General features: G+C 35.9%; 14 protein-coding genes and 1 tRNA gene. 1 reads left to right on the top strand and 14 read right to left on the bottom strand.

What is annotated here, in order from left to right; all coding sequences use genetic code 11:
* Positions 1–111: 111 nt before the first annotated feature.
* Positions 112–1,053, bottom strand: coding sequence for a ribose-phosphate pyrophosphokinase (locus NLJ00_RS06080; protein WP_053472911.1), 942 nt, complete (start codon positions 1,051–1,053; stop codon positions 112–114).
* A 218-nt stretch (positions 1,054–1,271) separates the two neighbouring features.
* Between NLJ00_RS06080 and NLJ00_RS06075 the strand changes: the two genes are divergently transcribed.
* A tRNA-Leu gene (locus NLJ00_RS06075) sits at positions 1,272–1,351 on the top strand.
* Between the two features lie 106 nt (positions 1,352–1,457).
* Here NLJ00_RS06075 and NLJ00_RS06070 read toward each other — a convergent pair.
* The 13 genes from NLJ00_RS06070 to NLJ00_RS06010 form a co-directional block, all read right to left on the bottom strand.
* Positions 1,458–1,853, bottom strand: coding sequence for a hypothetical protein (locus NLJ00_RS06070; protein ID WP_053472912.1), 396 nt, complete (start codon positions 1,851–1,853; stop codon positions 1,458–1,460).
* Positions 1,854–1,971: 118 nt separating this feature from the next.
* Complete coding sequence (locus NLJ00_RS06065) at positions 1,972–2,145, bottom strand: hypothetical protein (protein WP_165590696.1); 174 nt, start codon at positions 2,143–2,145, stop codon at positions 1,972–1,974.
* 16 nt (positions 2,146–2,161) lie between these two features.
* Positions 2,162–2,626 (bottom strand): OsmC family protein, encoded by a 465-nt coding sequence (locus NLJ00_RS06060; protein WP_053472913.1) that lies wholly within the window; start codon positions 2,624–2,626, stop codon positions 2,162–2,164.
* Positions 2,627–2,830: 204 nt separating this feature from the next.
* Positions 2,831–4,009 carry an aldose epimerase family protein gene (locus NLJ00_RS06055; protein ID WP_256636583.1) on the bottom strand — a complete coding sequence of 393 codons (1,179 nt, stop codon included), beginning with the start codon at positions 4,007–4,009 and terminating at the stop codon, positions 2,831–2,833.
* Positions 4,010–4,104: 95 nt separating this feature from the next.
* Positions 4,105–5,613, bottom strand: coding sequence for an L-arabinose isomerase (gene araA / locus NLJ00_RS06050; RefSeq protein ID WP_053472915.1), 1,509 nt, complete (start codon positions 5,611–5,613; stop codon positions 4,105–4,107).
* Between the two features lie 135 nt (positions 5,614–5,748).
* Complete coding sequence (locus NLJ00_RS06045; protein ID WP_053472916.1) at positions 5,749–6,450, bottom strand: L-ribulose-5-phosphate 4-epimerase; 702 nt, start codon at positions 6,448–6,450, stop codon at positions 5,749–5,751.
* Positions 6,434–8,125 carry a ribulokinase gene (locus NLJ00_RS06040; RefSeq protein WP_256636582.1) on the bottom strand — a complete coding sequence of 564 codons (1,692 nt, stop codon included), beginning with the start codon at positions 8,123–8,125 and terminating at the stop codon, positions 6,434–6,436. The genes NLJ00_RS06045 and NLJ00_RS06040 overlap by 17 nt, the downstream gene beginning before the upstream one ends.
* A 167-nt stretch (positions 8,126–8,292) precedes the next feature.
* A complete protein-coding gene (locus NLJ00_RS06035) occupies positions 8,293–10,278 on the bottom strand; it encodes an alpha-L-arabinofuranosidase C-terminal domain-containing protein (RefSeq protein ID WP_256636581.1) in 1,986 nt (661 codons plus the stop codon).
* A 164-nt stretch (positions 10,279–10,442) separates the two neighbouring features.
* Entirely contained in the window at positions 10,443–12,425 is a 1,983-nt protein-coding gene (locus NLJ00_RS06030; RefSeq protein ID WP_256636580.1) for a glycoside hydrolase family 127 protein, read from the bottom strand.
* Positions 12,426–12,438: 13 nt separating this feature from the next.
* The gene (locus NLJ00_RS06025) at positions 12,439–13,419 is read right to left on the bottom strand and encodes an arabinan endo-1,5-alpha-L-arabinosidase (protein WP_256636579.1); all 981 of its coding nucleotides are present in this window, start codon (positions 13,417–13,419) and stop codon (positions 12,439–12,441) included.
* Positions 13,420–13,530: 111 nt separating this feature from the next.
* On the bottom strand, positions 13,531–14,487 hold the full coding sequence (locus NLJ00_RS06020) for a glycoside hydrolase family 43 protein (RefSeq protein ID WP_256636578.1): 957 nt from the start codon (positions 14,485–14,487) through the stop codon (positions 13,531–13,533).
* Positions 14,488–14,737: 250 nt separating this feature from the next.
* Positions 14,738–16,357 carry an arabinan endo-1,5-alpha-L-arabinosidase gene (locus NLJ00_RS06015; RefSeq protein WP_256636577.1) on the bottom strand — a complete coding sequence of 540 codons (1,620 nt, stop codon included), beginning with the start codon at positions 16,355–16,357 and terminating at the stop codon, positions 14,738–14,740.
* A 12-nt stretch (positions 16,358–16,369) separates the two neighbouring features.
* A complete protein-coding gene (locus NLJ00_RS06010; RefSeq protein WP_256636576.1) occupies positions 16,370–17,908 on the bottom strand; it encodes an alpha-N-arabinofuranosidase in 1,539 nt (512 codons plus the stop codon).
* Positions 17,909–17,911: the final 3 nt, after the last annotated feature.

Here is a 17,911-nt window from a genome sequence, read left to right as displayed (position 1 = left end):
ATATAGTTATTAATAAATATTCTTAATTTGCTTTAAGCTTTAGGCACTAGGCTTTATGCTTTTTAAAATATAAACAAAAGCTTACGGCTTAAAGCCTACAGCATACTGCTTTTACATTATAAATTTTCCACTAATGGAATTGTTGTGGTGCACCATGTGCATAACTTCTGCAAAAAGAGGTGCACAACTCACTACTCTGATTTTATTTGATTCTTTCTTTAACGGGATTGAATCAGTAACGATTAATTCTGTTAATTTCGAATTTTCAATTTTCTCATATGCACCGCCTGATAAAATAGCGTGTGTACAAATTGCTCTTACGCTTAGCGCTCCTTTTTCGATCATTAAGTCGGCAGCTTTTGCTAAAGTTCCTCCTGTATCGATCATGTCGTCTACTAATATTACGTTACGACCTTTTACTTCACCAATCAATTCCATAGTGTCGATAACGTTGGCTGCTTTTCTTTGTTTATAACAGATTACTACATCTGATTCTAAAAACTTAGAGTAAGCATAAGCTCTTTTTGATCCTCCCATATCTGGAGATGCAATAGTCAAATTTTCTAAATTTAAACTCTGCACATAAGGCAAAAAGATTGTAGATGCAAATAAATGATCTACCGGTTTTTCAAAGAATCCCTGAATTTGATCTGCATGCAAATCCATTGTCATGATTCTTGTTGCTCCTGCAGCAGTTAATAGATTTGCTACTAACTTCGCTCCAATCGGCACTCTTGGTTTGTCTTTTCTATCCTGTCTTGCCCAACCAAAATAAGGCATAACAGCTGTAATATGTCTTGCTGATGCACGTTTTGCCGCATCAATCATTAATAACAACTCCATCAAATTATCTGCAGATGGGAAAGTTGAACACACAATAAAAACACGTAATCCTCTGATTGACTCTTCGTAAGACGGTTGAAATTCTCCGTCACTATACGTTGACATCGTTACTTTTCCTAACGGAATTCCGTATTGTTCTGCAATTTTTTCTGCAAGATAAACACTTTGTGAACAAGCAAAAATTTTAGCTTCTGGTTCTAGGTGCGACATTATAATTTGTTGTTTTGTAGTTAGTTGTGTGTGCGTCGTTTTAGCGAGGTGCAAATTTATAAAATTTATTGGACACTGAAAGGAAATATTTAAGTATTTTTAGTAGATGATTTAATTTTATTTTTTACATTTGCACCGTGTTAAAGGAATGGGCACATTTTTGATCTCATTCTATTGCGTTAAAATAACTGATTTATCATTATTTTTTCGTCTGCTAAGCCCGGATGGCGGAATTGGTAGACGCGCTGGTCTCAAACACCTGTGGGAAACCGTGCCGGTTCGACTCCGGCTCCGGGTACAAAAAACCTCTTCTTAACGGAAGAGGTTTTTTTAGTTTGTAGAATTAAGAAAAGTTAAAAGAAACAATTCTTGACCATCTCTATATGAATGATTTTAAATAATAATCATTTATGAACGTTGTTTTTTATTTTTAAAGCAGTATGTCTTTTTAAAATTAAATCATAATTTTCATTAATATCAATTAATGGTATAGTTTTTCTATTTTTAATTTCATCATAATCTGAATATTCTGGATTATATTTTAGAAACTCTTCTACTTTATATTCTCTTTCTTGAAGCATCTCCCGGTTAACTTTTATTCTTACAATTATACTATTTAAAGAATCGATTGGTAAACCATTTATCTTTGACTCATCTAAAGTGCTTACTAAACTATCATAATCTCTACATATTTTTTTAAAGACATCTAAATCATACAACGCACTTGATACATTAGAAGGTAATTCTTTTTTTTCGCATGAAGCAAAGACAATAAACAATAGTATTAATGTTTTTTTCATTTCCTTTTATTAAAATTTGTAATTATCAAATCTATTCTTTTTAGATTTTGTTTATTTACGGATATCCATAATCTTTAAAACGAAACAACATATATGTCGTTAATTTTCATCAACCAGACTATCTATTGAACAAATGAGGAAAACGTTTTTTAGTTTCCTTCATAACCTCATCCTGAGGAATCACTTTTCCTTTTTCAATATCATCCAAAGCCTCATCAATAGCTCTCTTTTGAAAATCACTTAATAAAGATTCATCATCTTCATTCTTATTTTTTATCTTTTCTGTTTTCATAGTTTATTATTATTCATTAATCAATCTCACAACTCGCCTCATGCAAAACAGGAAAATTGCACGAATTAGCAATAAAACACAATTGATTTGCTTTAAAATGTAAATCCAGAGCTAGTTCGATTTGATCTGGATTTGAGATTTTTACTTTCGGATATAATCTAACCTCAACAAAACGTCCGCTTCCGTCTGGAGAAACTTCGAGTGTTGCCTCAGCGTTGTCTGAATATTCGAGAACCTCAATTGCATTTTGAGAACATACATATAAGTATGACATCATATGACAGGAAACCAAACTACTCAACAATAAATCTTCAGGATTATATAATGATGGATCTCCTTTGAACGCTTTTGCTGCTGAAACATCTAAAACTGGTTTTCCTTCAATTTTAATTTGATGGTTTTTGCTGTAGAATTTTTTTAATTCTTCAGATGGGCTTTGTTTCGAAGTCCAGTTTAGTTGCGCTTTAAATAAATGTTTCATTTCGCTAAGTTAAGATTTTTATAAGTTCTAAATAGATTAATCTCGCAAAGGCGCGAAGACGCCAAGAAAATAAAAACTTTGCGTCTTCTCGCCTTTGCGAGATTCAAAAAACTCACTTTTAAACCGCAGAAAACATAAAAAAACCTCGAAAGCATAAACTTTCGAGGTTTCTTAGAGAATTAAACTAATAAACAAATTCTAAAACTATTTCTTCACTGAGAATTTAAAGGTAGTTTTAGTTTTGTATTTTTCTCCCGGGTTTAAAACCGTTGTTGGGAAATTTTTCTGGTTTGGAGAATCCGGATAATGCTCTGTTTCTAAACAAAGTCCAGTTCTGTGAGCGTATGTTTTTCCATCACGTGTTGGAAGAGTTCCGTCAAGGAAATTTCCTGAGTAAAACTGAATTCCAGGTTCGTCTGTAGTCATTTCCAGAATTCTTCCGCTTGGTGCGTGATATACTTTTGCAATGATGGTTTTTCCCTTTTCAGGATTGTTCAATACCCAGCAGTGATCGTATCCTTTTCCTCTTTCTAATTGTTCATTCTTCACTTCGATATCTTTTCCAATTAATTTTGGTTTTCTGAAATCAAAAGGCGTATTGGCAACATCGTCTAATTTTCCTGTTGGAATTAAAGTTGCATCAACCGGAACAATTTTATCAGCATTTAAAGTCAATTCATGATCTAAGATTGTTTTCGAAAAATCTCCGGATAAATTAAAATAAGTGTGCTGTGTTAAATTCACAACCGTCTTTTTATCAGTTTCTGCTTCATACAAAACTTCTAATTCATTATTATTTGTCAACGTGTATGTTACAAAAACTTTTAAGTTTCCAGGATAACCTTCTTCCATATCTTTACTTAAATAAGATAATTTTAAAGAAGCTGTTTCACCCGATTTAATTTGCTCAGCTTTCCAAACCACTTTAAAGAAACCTTTTGGTCCGCCGTGTAAAGCATTTGGAGCGTTGTTAATTGCCAATTGATAGTCTTTTCCATCTAAAGTAAATTTTCCTTTAGCGATTCGGTTTCCAAATCTTCCAATTAAAGCTCCAAAAAACGGGTTTTCTTTTTCATATTCTGCCAAAGAATTGAACCCAGTTACCACGTTTTCAGAAACACCTTCTTTATTCGGAACTTTTAAATCCGTAATAATACCACCAAAAGTGATGATATCTACTTCCATTCCGTTTTGGTTTTTCAGCTTGTAACTATCGATTTTTTCTCCTTTTGCAGTTGTTCCATAAGAAGATTTTTCAATTGTTACCGCTGCTTTTTGATCTGAAACTGTCGAATCCATTTTTTTATCGTTTTTGCATTGAACTGAAACTAAAGCCACACTTAAGAGGCCGATTCCAAAAATACAACGTTTTAATACATTCATAAATGATATTTTTTGGTTTGTAAAAAGTTAGATGTTAAAGGTTAAAAGTACAAAAAACTCTGAACCTTTGCCTCTTTGAACCTTTGCAACTTCAATTAAAGTCCATGCTGAAACAAATGAAAATAAGCTTCATTGGCATTAATCTTATCTTTAAACTCTCTTACTGTAGTTTTTTCATCAATAACCAATAATTCGATTCCGGCAATATCAGCGAAATCTTCCATATATTCTGTTGTTAATGACTGACTGTAAACGGTATGATGCGCTCCTCCGGCAAGAATCCATGCTGTTGCAGCAATTTCAAGGTTTGGTTTACAATCCCATAAAACTCTTGCAACTGGTAATTTTGGTAATTCAGCCATTGGTTTAACTGCTTCAACTTCGTTTACAATTAAACGGAAACGAGTTCCCATATCAACTAAAGAAACATTAATTGCATCCCCTGCAGGCGAATTAAATACCAAACGTGCAGGATCTTCTTTTCCACCAATTCCTAAAGGATGTACTTCGCAAGAAGGTTTTCCATCGGCAATAGATGGACAAATTTCCAACATGTGTGATCCTAAAACATATGATTTTTGTGGTGTAAAATGATACGTATAATCTTCCATGAAAGAAGTTCCCCCTTCAAGCCCAATATTCATTACTTTTAAAGCTCTCACCATTGCAGCGGTTTTCCAGTCTCCTTCTCCACCGAAACCGTAACCATCGGCCATTAATCTTTGTGTAGCAATTCCCGGTAATTGTTTCCAAACACCAAGATTTTCGAATGTATCTGTAAAAGCACCAAAACCTCCTTCTTCAAGGAAAGCTCTTAATCCTAGTTCGATTTTTGCAGCTTCAACTAAAGAAATCCTTTGTGCTCCGCCTTCTTTTAAAGAATCCGTTAAAGTATATGATTGTTCGTAAACGGCTAATAAATCGTTTAGTTCCTTATCCGATACTTTTTCAATATGTTTCGTTACATCTGAAGAATCATATCCGTTTACTGAAACGCCAAAACGAATTTGAGCCTCCACTTTATCACCTTCTGTAACGGCAACTTCACGCATATTATCTCCAATACGAGCTACTTTTAAATTTTGAAGTTCATCCCAACCTAAAACGACTCTTGACCAGATTCCTAATTGTTTTTGAACTCTTTGATCTTCCCAATGTCCAACAACCACTTTACGTTTTTTACGCAATCTTGACATAATGAAACCAAATTCACGATCTCCGTGAGCTGATTGATTCAGGTTCATGAAATCCATATCGATAGATCCCCACGGAATTTCAGCATTGTATTGTGTATGCAAATGGCATAATGGTTTTTTTAGGATATTTAATCCGCCAATCCACATTTTTGCCGGTGAAAAAGTATGCATCCAGGCAATAATTCCAATACAGTTTTTAGTAGAATTCGCCGCTAAACAAACATCTAAAATCTGCGAAGGCGATTTTACCACATCTTTATAAACCACTTTTACTGGTATTGAAGATGAAGCATCTAATCCTTTTGCAATTATCTGAGAATGTTCCGCTACTTTTCTTAATGTTTCTTCACCGTATAATTCCTGGCTCCCTACTACAAACCATACTTCTTTTTGAGATATATCAATCATTGTTTTGTTTATTTTGTTTCAAGTTTCAGGTTTCAGGTTGTTGAACCTAAAAAGCTTGAATTGTTATTTTATTATTTTGTTTTGTTTCAGATTTCAATCCTAAATCTAAAATCGTTAATCTAAAATCTAAAATCCTTACTGTCCGTAATACGAATCTTTTCCGTGTTTACGGTTGTAATGTTTCTTTATTAATGAATCTTTTAATTTTGGTGCGTTTGGGTTTATTTGCAAAGTGAGGTACGCCATTTCAGCCACTACTTCCAAAACTTTACTATTATAAACTGCTTTTGCTGCATTTTTTCCCCATGCAAATGGACCGTGATTTCCTATCAAAACCATTTCTACTTCTTCGTAGGAAAGATTTTTTTCTTTGAAACAATCCAAAATCTGAATTCCGGTATTGTGTTCGTAGTTTCCTTCAATAAGAGAATCTGCCATTGGCGGAGCACACGGAATATCAGCAGTCAAGTGATCAGCGTGTGTTGTTCCGAAAATTGGAATATCCCTTTGCGACTGTGCCCAAGCAACAGAGTAGGTTGCGTGTGTATGTGCAACTCCGCCAATATTTGGCCAGTTTTTATATAAATAAGCATGCGTTTTAGTGTCTGATGACGGACGCATTGTGCCTTCAATAATGTTGTTGTCAAAATCGACAATTACGATATCTTCCGGTTTTAAATCTTCATACGGAACACCACTTGGTTTAATAGCAAAAACACCATTTTTTCTGTCCACGGCACTCACATTTCCAAAAGTATATACCACCAAATTCAATGCATTTAACTGCATATTGGCTTCGTAACATTCCTGTTTTAAATCTTTATAAAGAGAGCTCATGTTCCGATATTTTAAGGTTTGGATCTGCAAAAGCACTTAATTGTTCGTATCCCAAAAGCAGTTTGTGATACGCTGCCACTTTATCTAATTGAGGGAAATATTCTCCGTCAAAATCACTTCCTATTTTTTGGCTTGCTTCGATTACATTTGGATAAATTCCTGCTGCAACGGCTGCATAGATTGCTGCTCCTAAAGCCGGAGTCTGATCTGAAGCCGCAATTTTAATTGGCTTATTTAAAACATTTGCCAAAGTCTGCATGATAAAAGGAGATTTACGAGCAACGCCTCCAATTCCGATTACGCTATCAATTTTTACGCCTTCTTCTTCAAAACGATCTACAATTTTCTTCGCTCCAAAACAAATTGCGTTTACTAAAGCTTTGAAAATATGTGGTGCTTTTGTTCCTAAAGAAAGATTTGAAATCGCACTTTTTAATTCCTGATTAGCATCTGGAGTTCTGCGTCCGTTGATCCAGTCTAAAGCAATTGGAAGACTTTCTGAAACTGGAATTTTCTCTGCTTCTTTAGTCAACTCCACAATTAATTTATCACTGAATTCTTCTCTTAATTGTTCTTTTTGAGCATCATTTAAAACAGATGAAGAACCTAATAAATGATCTGTAGGCCAAAGCAATAATTCTTTGTACCAAGCCAATAAATCTCCAAAAGCAGATTGTCCAGCTTCTAAACCAATAAATCCCGGAATTACAGAGCCATCAACTTGCCCGCAGATTCCGCGAACAGTTTTTGTTCCTACTTCATCATAAGAACCAACCAGAATATCGCAGGTTGAAGTTCCCATAACGCGGACTAAAGTATTTTCTCCAATCTTAGCTCCAACAGCTCCGGAATGTGCATCGAAAGTTCCCACAGCTACAACTGTTTCTGTCGAAAGTCCTAAACGGTCTGCCCATTCTTTGCTTAAATTTCCTGCTGATAAATCAGATGTATAGGTTTCATCATATAAATTTCCGCGAAGCTGTGCTAGATACGGATGTAATTTTTCTAAAAATTCAACTGGTGGAAGTCCGTTCCAGTCTGCGTGCCACATTGCTTTGTGACCTGCTGCGCAACGGCTTCTTTTGAAAGTTTTTAAATCTTTATCTTCAATTAATAAATACGTCATTAAATCGCAGTGCTCCATCCAGGTATGCGCTGCATTTCTAACCGCTTCATCTTGTCTTGCAATATGCAGGATTTTTGCCCAAAACCATTCTGATGAATAAATTCCGCCCACATATTTCGTAACGTCTTCTCCGCCCCAGCTTACTGCCAGTTCGTTGATTTCGTTTGCTTCATTTATTGCTGTATGATCTTTCCATAAAACCATCATTGCATTTGGGTTTTCCTCAAAACCTTTCGTCAATGCTAATGGAGTTCCGTCTTTTGTAACCGGAACCGGAGAAGATCCTGTTGTGTCGATACAAATTCCGCGAACCAATTTCGGGTCAACTTTACTTTCTTTTATAACGGTTTGAATTGTGATTTCCAATCCTTCAATATGATCCAAAGGATGCTGACGAAATTGATTTATAGAAGCGTCACAATATTGCTTGTTTTTCCATCTTTTGTAATGAGAAACATTAGATGCTAATTCCTGTCCATTCTCAGTATCAATAAGCACCGCACGAACAGAATCTGTTCCGTAGTCTAATCCTATTACGTAATTTTTCATTCGAAATTAATTTTAAATAATGACAAATATAATTATAAATAATTTATAAGTGTACAAAAAACACTTAATAAAATATGGCTCCTGAATTTTTACAAATAATGCATCAAAACAAGGGTTTAAGACCAAAACAAAAAATAAATGTTAGTGTTACATTTATTACATTGCGATTATTTCATCTTAATTTTCAAAACGGTAACAGAGTATGCCGGAAAATCATATTGAACCTTACTTCCGTTCACCTTAAATTCACTTTCTTTTGGACTAATTTTAGTTGGAGACTCAAAAGAATTCTCGTCATTTATTCCGTCTCCTTTTAAGATTATTGCCATTCCTTTTGAATCTAATTTTGCTCCTTTTATATCAATTGAAGTATTTTGAGCCGTTGCAGAAGCATTCACAATTTTCAGAATTACTTCTTTAGAATTCACATCTTTTACTGCTGAGGCGAACAAATCATTTTGTCCTGTAACCGCTTTTCCTTCTTTTGTAATGTTGATTAAATCTGTTCCTTTATTATTAGAAAATAACTTTTGAACATAATAATTTGGCGTTCCGTACGATTGTAAATTATTAAACCAAATCATGTCCGGCGTCCATTGCCAGCCTTCAACGTGAGCTAATAAAGGTGCGTAAGATGTTAATTGAACAACCTCAGCATTGCGTTCCATTCCGGTCATGAAAGCGGCTTCAGAAAATGCACATTCCCAATTGTTTTTATTATCAGGACTTGCAATCGCTACACTTTGCGCTGCATATTCTCCGGCAAAAATCTTTGGCCCTTTTCGGTCATAATTATCATAACGTGTTACATTTTTACGAAACCAAGCCGGGTCTTTATAGTAATGTTCGTCAACAATTTCTGCATTTAACTGCTTCAATTCTTTCATGCCGTAATCATAAAAATCTCCGTCGGGAAATGGTCCTAAACCAGACACAATAGTAATGTTTGGATATTTTGATTTGATAGCTTTTTGAAAAACTTTAAAACGCTCGATATAATCTGGTCCCCATTGTTCATTTCCAACTCCAATGAATTTTAAGTTGAATGGTTTTGGATGTCCCATATCAGCCCTAACTTTTCCCCAAGCGGTTTCTGTTCCGCCATTTGCGAATTCGATTAAATCTAAAGCGTCCTGCACATAAGGATCTAACTGATCCATGGGAACTAATTGTCCCGTATTAAACTGACAAGCCATTCCGCAGCTTAAAATGGGAAGCGGAGAAGCACCAATATCTTCTGAAAGTTGGAAATATTCGAAGAAACCTAAACCAAAACTCTGGAAATAATCCGGTGCCGGTCTGTGTGCAAATTCCATATTCCAACGGTTAATTGCAGTTTCTCTTTCTTCAACTTTTCCTACTGATTTTTTCCATTGATAACGTTCTGCCAAAGTTCTTCCTTCCACAATACAGCCTCCCGGAAATCGTAAAAATCCCGGTTTTAAATCGTATAATAATTGTACTAAATCTTTACGAAGTCCGTTTTTTCTTCCTGCCCAGGTATCTTCTGGAAATAATGAAATATTATCCAGATCGATTACTCCGTTTCCTTCAAAAGTAATTTTGAGTTTTGCTTTAGCTTCAGTTGCGTTTGATGTTAGTTGTGCCGTATAATTTGACCAGTCTTTTGATGTTGGATCAACATAAGTTTCTCCCAAAACTTTGTTGTCTTTATCTATAAACTGGAATTTGATTTTCGAAATATTCCCTGAAATTTTGGCTGCTTTTAAAGTCAAATTATATTTCAAATCTTTCTTGATTCCCATTCCTCTGAAGCCTTCGTTTACCAATTGATAACCATTAGCATCGTTAATCGTAACTCGGCAATAATTGTGGTTTGTCCCTTTTTGTGAATACTGAATTACAGTTGCAATTCCAGATTGCTGGTTTAATTTATGACGATCGCTGTTTGGCTCATTCCATCCCATCATTGGAAACAAAAATTCAAATGATCTGTTTTTAATCATTTCGGCGTACAAACCTCCATCGGCAGCAAAATTGATGTCTTCAAAAAACACTCCGTACATCGTCGGCTGAATTTTCGTGATGGTTTTGGATGCATCAACCTCAAGATTGTTTTTTTGTGCCGATGTATACATGCTTGTCAGTAACGCTCCGCAAAGGGTAATTTTGGTAATTAAATTGGGCTTCATTTTTTTATGTTTATGTTTTTATGGCACGCAGAGGATGCGGATAAAAACGGATTTTTAATTTTTTGTTCTCCTGCAAGGTTTCCAAAACCTTGTAGGTATTATTAAGTTCCTCAAGTTTAAAAATTAAACCTACAAGGTTTTGGAAACCTTGCAGGAATAGAATCTTAGTTCTTATAGTCCAACCAAACTTTCATTTTCCCAACTCCGCGATTTGACCAAGAATAATATGGAATTGCTTTGAATTTTGAATTTTCTATGACATTTACGCCTTGCAATAAATTGGCTTCTTTTTTTACTTTGAAAGTATCTTCAGACGCTACATTTATTTTGTCGAAATTGGTTTTGTTGTCGATTTCTTCTACGGCGTAAACGATTGGCCCGTATTCTAAAGAAACTTTATTTTTATTAGTTTCTACTTTTGAATTCGTTTCTACTTCCTGAACTTCCATTGGGAAATTAAGGTTGATTTTGTCGCCTTTTTTCCAATTTCTTGTAATGATATAATATCCATTTTCAGGCTGCATTTCTATTGTTTCTCCATTCAAACTAATTGTTGATTTTTGAGTTGAAGCTTTTTTATATGAATATAAATCTCCAGGCAAAACTTCATTTCTTGCCCAACCCGGAACTCTAAGTTTGATTGTGAACTGATTTTCTTTTTTCGGATTAACTGAGATTGTGATTTTTCCGTTCCAAGGATATGCTGTTTGTTGTGAAATCTGTAAATCGGTTTTTCCTAAAGTGAAAGAGGCATTGTTTGACGCGTATAAATTCACATATAAAACATCTTTTGATTTTGAATAAATAAGCCCCGGAATCGACGGAATAAATCGAATTAAATTAGTTGGACAGCAAGAACAATCAAACCACGCCTGACGTGTACAAGATCCTCTGTTTGATTTAAAAACGCCATCGGCTTCTAAGGCATTTGGATAGAAAAATTCTTTTCCGTCTAATGAAATTCCAGAAATTAATCCGTTGTACATAGTTCTTTCGATCACATCAAAATATTGTGATTTTCCGTATAAATTATGCAATCTGTGGTTCCAGTATACATCGCCAATTGCAGCGCAGGTTTCGTTGTATGCGGTTAAGTTTGGCAATTCATAATTAGCTCCAAAAGCTTCTCCGTCGTGTCTTGAGCCAATTCCGCCTGTTATGTACATTTTCTTGTTTATCATATTATTCCATAAATTATTTACGGCATCGGTATAACCTTTGTCTTTTGTCATGGCAGCAATATCAGTCATTCCTGCGTACATATAAACGGCTCTTACAGCATGACCAACGACTTCATTTTGCTGAATTACCGGAATATGATCTTGTGCATATTCGCCATATAATTTATGATTGTTTGGATTTCCGCGATTGTCTAAATAGTATTTTGCTAACTTTAAATAATCTTCTTTTCCGGTAATTTGATACAATTTTATCAAACCCGTTTCTACAATTTGATGTCCCGGAACTCCTTTTACCTGACCGGGTTTATCGCCAAAAGTTTTCACTAATAAATCGGCATTTTTGATGGCGATATCAAGAAAATTTCTTTTTCCTGTTGCTTCATAATGTACAACGGCAGCTTCTATTAAATGTCCTGCGTTGTAGCATTCGTGGCTTATTTGCAATGATTCCCACCGTTTTCCTTCAATTACAGGAACCCAAGGTGCTGGCGGTTTTGCAGGATTTATGGTTCTCCATGTGGTTAAATAACCGTCTTTTTCCTGACCAATTTTTACAATGGCAATTAAGGAATCGAGTACTTTTTCCAATTTCGGATTTGGAGCAGAAATTAAAGTGTTTGATGCACCTTCGATAATCTTATAAACATCAGTATCGTCAAAAGGCATTTGCCCTCGAACTTCTCCTTTTTTTTGTTTTCCGGCGATTAAGAAATTGTCGAAACGGCCTTCTTCATTACATTTTTGAATGGCGTATGCAATCGTAACTTCCTGCACTCTTTTGATAATAGGCAGCCAAAATGAATCTGTCAATTTTACATTTTGAATATTAACAGGCTCTATTTCGTAACCTGCTTTTAAAGCCGAAGTTTTAGCAGACTGCACCACATCGTTTTTGGTTTCTTTGCAGGAAATCAAAACGAAAAATGAGATAAAAACCGGTATTAAAGTGAAAGTATATTTTTTCATTTTATTAATTATTCTATTTTAAAATCGGCCAAAAATCGGCGTCCCATTGCATTTCTTTTACTACTAATCTTGGCGTTCCGTTGGATTTCTTTTCGTAGGCATGGTAAAAAATATAATCTTTACCATCAAACGTATAAACACTGTTATGGCCTGCACCAAAATAATTTTCATCGCCCTGAACGACTACACTTCCGCCGCCTTCTGTCAATAATTTCCCGTCTTTATCAACATAAGGTCCGGTTACATTTTTTGATCTTCCTACGACCACTTTATAAGTGCTTTTTTCTCCGCGGCAACATAAATCCCAAGAAAGAAATTGATAATAATACCCGTTTTTCTTAAAGATAAATGGAGCTTCGAGTGCGCCGTCTCCGGGATCGGAATCTGGTAATTCAAAAGTTCTTTTACGTTTCGAAATCGTATGCCATTCCTGAGGCTGTGCGATTGATTTTAAATCGGGATTTAGTTTTACCATTTTCAGTCCTTCCCAAAAAGAACCGAAAGCCAGCCAAGGTGTATTGTTTTCATCAAAAATTAAATTCGGGTCAATGGCATTCCACATATCACGATTTGGCTGTGATTGAATGACAATCCCCTGATCGACCCATTTATAATTTTTATCTTTTGAATCTAAAGTCGTATTAGTCGCAACGCCAATCGCCGAAGTATTTTTGGCGAAAGCCGAAACGGAATAATAGAGATAATAAGTGTTGTTATGAAATGAAATATCGGGCGCCCAAATATGGTTTTTGAAATCGGCTGCAACTCCGTCTGCCCAAACTGGTTTGTCTTTGAAAACTTGTGGTTCGGGATTCCAGTTTTTTAAATCTTTGGAGCTAAAAACACTGATTCCTTTTCCGGTACAGAACAAATAATACATGTCTTTTTGTTTGATGACAACGGGATCGTGTACTACAATTTCCTGTGCAAACGAAACTAAACTAATCCAGAAGATTAGAATAGAAAGTGCGTATTTTATGTTTTTGTAAACCATATAAGTTATATAAGTAAATTTAAGTTTGGTTTTATCTGAATGTTTTTAGGTCATATAAGCTGAGGCTGAAAACTGTGACTGATTACTAAAAACCTGAATACTGAACACTAATCATTGAATTCCTTCCGATGTCATAATTACTCTTTTCATCGTTCCGTCTTTGTTATAAAATAATTTATCGACACAGACTGATCTTCTAAAACTTCCTCCGTCGGGAATTGATGCTCCGTTGTGATAAATGAAATACGATTGTCCTTTAAACTCAATTATCGATTGATGATTCGTGTTGCTATTTCCTGCTATTTCGTTCAAAATTCCTTTAAATTCCCATGGGCCGTTGATCGATTTGCTCATCGCGTAGGCGATTTTTTCAGGAAATTCATAAGCGTATGACAAATAATACCAGTTTTTATGTTTGTGAATCCATGGTGCTTCGGTAAAATGCGGTAATTCTATGTGATGAATTTCACCGTCAAGTTCGGTCATGTTTTCTTTTAATTTGGCGTAATGACAGGCGGTATTTCCCCAAAACAAATACGCTTGTCCGTCAGTATCAATATAAACTGTCGGGTCAATATCGTCCCAGCTTATAGTGGAAAATTTGGTCATGTCATTTGTAATTAAGGCTTTTCCCAACGCATCTTTAAAAGGGCCAGTCGGACTGTCTGAAACGGCAACACCTATTGACTTTCCGGTTACAGAACCGTGTTCTACTGTTACATACCAATAAAATTTTCCGTTTCTTTCGATTACCTGCGAAGCCCATGCGTCGCTTTTTGCCCATTTAAAATCGGTTACTTTTAAGGGTACCGGATGTGATTCCCATGTTTTCATATCAGAGGAAGAGTATACCAGCCATTCGTTCATTTTATAAAAGTGAAAATCATTTGGTGCTTCGTCGTGACCTGCGTATAAATACACTTTGTCTTTATAAACCAATGCTGCGGGATCTCCGGTGTATTTATCTTTAATAATGGGATTATTAAATTTTGACGAATCGACCTGAGCAATGCTTTTGCACGAAACAATTAAGAATAAAATGTATAAGCTTCTAAGTAAATTCTTCATTGTGATATAGTTTTATATTTTTTGCCACAGATTAAATGGATTAAAATGATTTCTTTTTAATCTTTGGCTTTATTTTTTTGCCGCGAATTGCACTAATTTTCTCGAATTAAAATTTGTGGAAATTCGTGAAATTCGTGGCTTATTTTTTCTCACACAGATTTTTTAATCTTTTTTAATCCTTTAATCTGTGGCCATTCTTTAATACTTGGAATTTGGGATTTTAAAAAATTGGAATTTTCTCATTGAGTTTTTAATTTATTTTCTTTCCCCAAACGGCTAATCCTGCGCTGTTTATTCCGGTATAAGTTAAAGTCACTTTTCTTGTTGCTGATTCCCAATCCCAAGCATCGATGACGTTGCATTTTACTCCGTTTATGGTTGCAATTTTTTTAGTCGCGTCATACGACCAGGTTCCGGTTACATCACCGCTTACTTTTTTATCTGCTGTTAAATAAATCGTAACTGATTTTTGCATGGTTTTATATTGGTAATTCATTGTAATTTGTTCCCAGGTTCCCACTAAACTTGCGTCGGCAATTGTAGTTGTTGGAACTCCTGCATAGCGTTCCGGCTCTACAACAGGCCAGCCGTCTTCTGTCCATTGAATAGCGTGAACATGTCCCATCATTACGGCATTTGAAACGTTGATTCCAGCAACACCTTCCGGCAATCGCGCCTGTGATGCATAATACCATTGTTTGGTTGTTGGGTTTTGAAAAACGGCACAATGCGAAAATCCAACCCAGCCGGTATGATTTTTAAACTGATATGGATGTGTTACCATCGGGTAACATTCTGCTCCATTGGTAATGCTAATTCCGGTGTTGGTTACATAAGGGCCTAAAATATTTTTTGAACGTGCTACACGTGTATTATAGGCAACGGATAATTCATCATAAGCCAGAAATAAATAGTAGAATTGTGTATCTGGATTATAAATAATTTCAGGGCCTTCGAGTGCCTGCCAGCGGTTTGTATTTACATTTCCGCGTCCGGCGATTCTGGTTCCGTAATCGTCGATTGTTTTTAACTTGTCTGGTTTTCCGGTTGCCGGATTTAGTTTTAAAGCGGCAATTCCGGAATGCCAAGAACCGTAAATTAAGTATTGATCGCCTTCTGGAGTTTCGATAAAACTTGGGTCAATGGCGTTAAATTTAAAATAAGCGTCCCAATCGTTTCCTCCGTTACGAACGTAACTTTTTACGCCGTCTGGTTCTGAGCAGACTACCATTCCTTTATCAGTCCAATTGTTTGAGGCTAAATCATTTGTTTCGGTCAAACCAATAAAAGCACGTTCTGTCCATGAAGTATTGGTGTCTGTTCCTGTAATTGGATTAGTTACCACAATGCTGTAATACATTCTGTAAATGTTCCCGACTTTGCGAACGCATGGTGCCCAATATCCATAATTTGGGTTTGCAATTGGAGGAAGTGCCGGATTCATTCTGGCTCTTTTATTATTTAAGGAATCTTTTACCCAAGCCGGAGCCTGAGTCATTGATGATCCCATAAATTCCCAATTGATTAAATCTTTTGATCTTCTGTAGAAAAAATGTCCGTTTCCGTCATGAGCATTTCCATAAGAAGCATCTGTTTGGTACATATAATAATATTCTCCCGATTTTTCAACGGATGGATCATGTACGTTGGCTAAATTCCATTGTGTTCTGTTTCCCCAGCTTGCTATTGCCGTATAATTATCTGCATAAGTAGGCCCGGGAAAAGCCGGCGTAACCACAGGCGGATCTACGACTACGGGCGGAGTAGGAGTTTCTAACGCCGGATCATCTTTGGAGCAGCTTGATAAAACTGCCATCACCAAAAACCCGATGAAAGGAACAATTTTTAAAATGGAATTTGATTTTTTCATCTTTTTTATCTTTTATTTTCCTTCTAAAACAATTACTGAGAAAGGAGGAATCGTGATTTCAAGTTTTCCTTTTTTGTTTTCGAAACCTTTAAAAACTGTTGGTACAATTTTGTTTGGTGCATCGAATGAATTGTAATCCTGCAATTTTGCTGATGTTAAAACTGTTGCTGTAAAGTTTTTAACGCCAAGATCGTTGGTGTCGATTTCTATTTTGTTTTTATTTTTAGCATCAACATTGACTACTGAAATATGAACGGCTCCGTTTTTATCTTTTGATGCTGAAACGGATACCGCAGGAAGTGTTTCTCCTTTAACGGTATACAATGGCGACTGAAAAGTGATTGGCAGTAATTTTGCATCCTGATGAACGCTGTACATTTTCATTACATGATAGGTTGGCGTTACAATCATTTTAGCCTTATCGGTAAGGATTACGGCTTGCAGAACATTTACACATTGTGCCAAATTTGCCATACGAACTCTGTCTGCATGATTATTGAAAATGTTTAAAGTTGCTCCGGCTAAAACGGCATCGCGCATCGTGTTTTGCTGATATAAAAATCCTGGGTTTGTTCCTTTTTCTACTTCGTACCATCCGCCCCATTCATCTACAACCATAGCCACTTTTTTCTCTGGATCGTATTTATCCATTACGACTGCATGTTTGGTAACGAGTTCTTCCATTTTCAAGGCAGACTGCATGGTTTTAAAATATTCTTCTTCAGAAAAATTAACTCCGTCTCCTTTTTTACCCCAATCAATTACGGCATAATGGTGAACGCCGACTCCGCCTAACATATTTAACGGAATATTTTTCATTAAGACTTCTGTCCAGTTGTAGTCGCTGCTGTTTGCTCCAGATGCAATGCGGGTAATTCCGCCTGAATTATTCCAATCTGACATAAAAGTGGTGAATTTGCGGTATTCGCCAGCGTAATAATCTGCAGTCATGTTTCCACCGCAGCCCCAGGCTTCGTTTCCAATTCCCCAGAATTTTACTTTCCAAGGTTCTGTTCTTCCGTTCTTTTTACGCAAATCACTCATTGGACTTTTGCCTCCAAAATTGGTATACTGAACCCAGTCTGATAATTCCTGAACGGTTCCGCTGCCTACGTTTCCTGATAAATACGGTTCTGCTCCCAATACTTCACAAAGGTTTAAAAAGTCGTGTGTTCCAAAACTGTTATCCTCGGTTACTCCGCCCCACCATTGATTTACAATTGTAGGCCTTTGTTCTTTTGGGCCAATTCCGTCTTTCCAATGATAGGTATCGGCAAAACATCCTCCGGGCCATCTTAAATTTGGAATTTTTAGATCTTTTAAAGCAGCGATAATATCATTTCTGACTCCTTTTGTGTTGGGTATTTTTGATGTATCTCCCACAAAAAAACCTCCGTAAATACAGCGTCCTAAATGTTCGGCAAAATGACCGTAGATATTTTTGTTGATTGTAGGCGCATCAGCATTATTTTTTATAGTAACAACTGTGCTTTGGGAGAATCCTGCCTGACAAAAGGCGATAAGAAATGTAATTAATAGTGCTTTTTTCATAGG

It is taken from the genome of Flavobacterium panici, from assembly GCF_024499525.1.
GTDB lineage: Bacteria > Bacteroidota > Bacteroidia > Flavobacteriales > Flavobacteriaceae > Flavobacterium > Flavobacterium panici.
This window is presented reverse-complemented; position numbering and strand designations above follow the sequence as displayed.

Excerpts from the sequence above, each read along its gene's own strand:
- NLJ00_RS06015 (WP_256636577.1), bottom strand. The coding sequence starts at position 16,357 with ATGAAAAAATCAAATTCCATTTTAAAAATTGTTCCTTTCATCGGGTTT.
- NLJ00_RS06070 (WP_053472912.1), bottom strand. The coding sequence starts at position 1,853 with ATGAAAAAAACATTAATACTATTGTTTATTGTCTTTGCTTCATGCGAA.
- NLJ00_RS06055 (WP_256636583.1), bottom strand. The coding sequence starts at position 4,009 with ATGAATGTATTAAAACGTTGTATTTTTGGAATCGGCCTCTTAAGTGTG.
- NLJ00_RS06080 (WP_053472911.1), bottom strand. The coding sequence starts at position 1,053 with ATGTCGCACCTAGAACCAGAAGCTAAAATTTTTGCTTGTTCACAAAGT.
- NLJ00_RS06025 (WP_256636579.1), bottom strand. The coding sequence starts at position 13,419 with ATGGTTTACAAAAACATAAAATACGCACTTTCTATTCTAATCTTCTGG.
- NLJ00_RS06065 (WP_165590696.1), bottom strand. The coding sequence starts at position 2,145 with ATGAAAACAGAAAAGATAAAAAATAAGAATGAAGATGATGAATCTTTA.
- NLJ00_RS06045 (WP_053472916.1), bottom strand. The coding sequence starts at position 6,450 with ATGAGCTCTCTTTATAAAGATTTAAAACAGGAATGTTACGAAGCCAAT.
- araA (WP_053472915.1), bottom strand. The coding sequence starts at position 5,613 with ATGATTGATATATCTCAAAAAGAAGTATGGTTTGTAGTAGGGAGCCAG.
- NLJ00_RS06020 (WP_256636578.1), bottom strand. The coding sequence starts at position 14,487 with ATGAAGAATTTACTTAGAAGCTTATACATTTTATTCTTAATTGTTTCG.
- NLJ00_RS06060 (WP_053472913.1), bottom strand. The coding sequence starts at position 2,626 with ATGAAACATTTATTTAAAGCGCAACTAAACTGGACTTCGAAACAAAGC.
- NLJ00_RS06040 (WP_256636582.1), bottom strand. The coding sequence starts at position 8,125 with ATGAAAAATTACGTAATAGGATTAGACTACGGAACAGATTCTGTTCGT.
- NLJ00_RS06030 (WP_256636580.1), bottom strand. The coding sequence starts at position 12,425 with ATGAAAAAATATACTTTCACTTTAATACCGGTTTTTATCTCATTTTTC.
- NLJ00_RS06035 (WP_256636581.1), bottom strand. The coding sequence starts at position 10,278 with ATGAAGCCCAATTTAATTACCAAAATTACCCTTTGCGGAGCGTTACTG.
- NLJ00_RS06010 (WP_256636576.1), bottom strand. The coding sequence starts at position 17,908 with ATGAAAAAAGCACTATTAATTACATTTCTTATCGCCTTTTGTCAGGCA.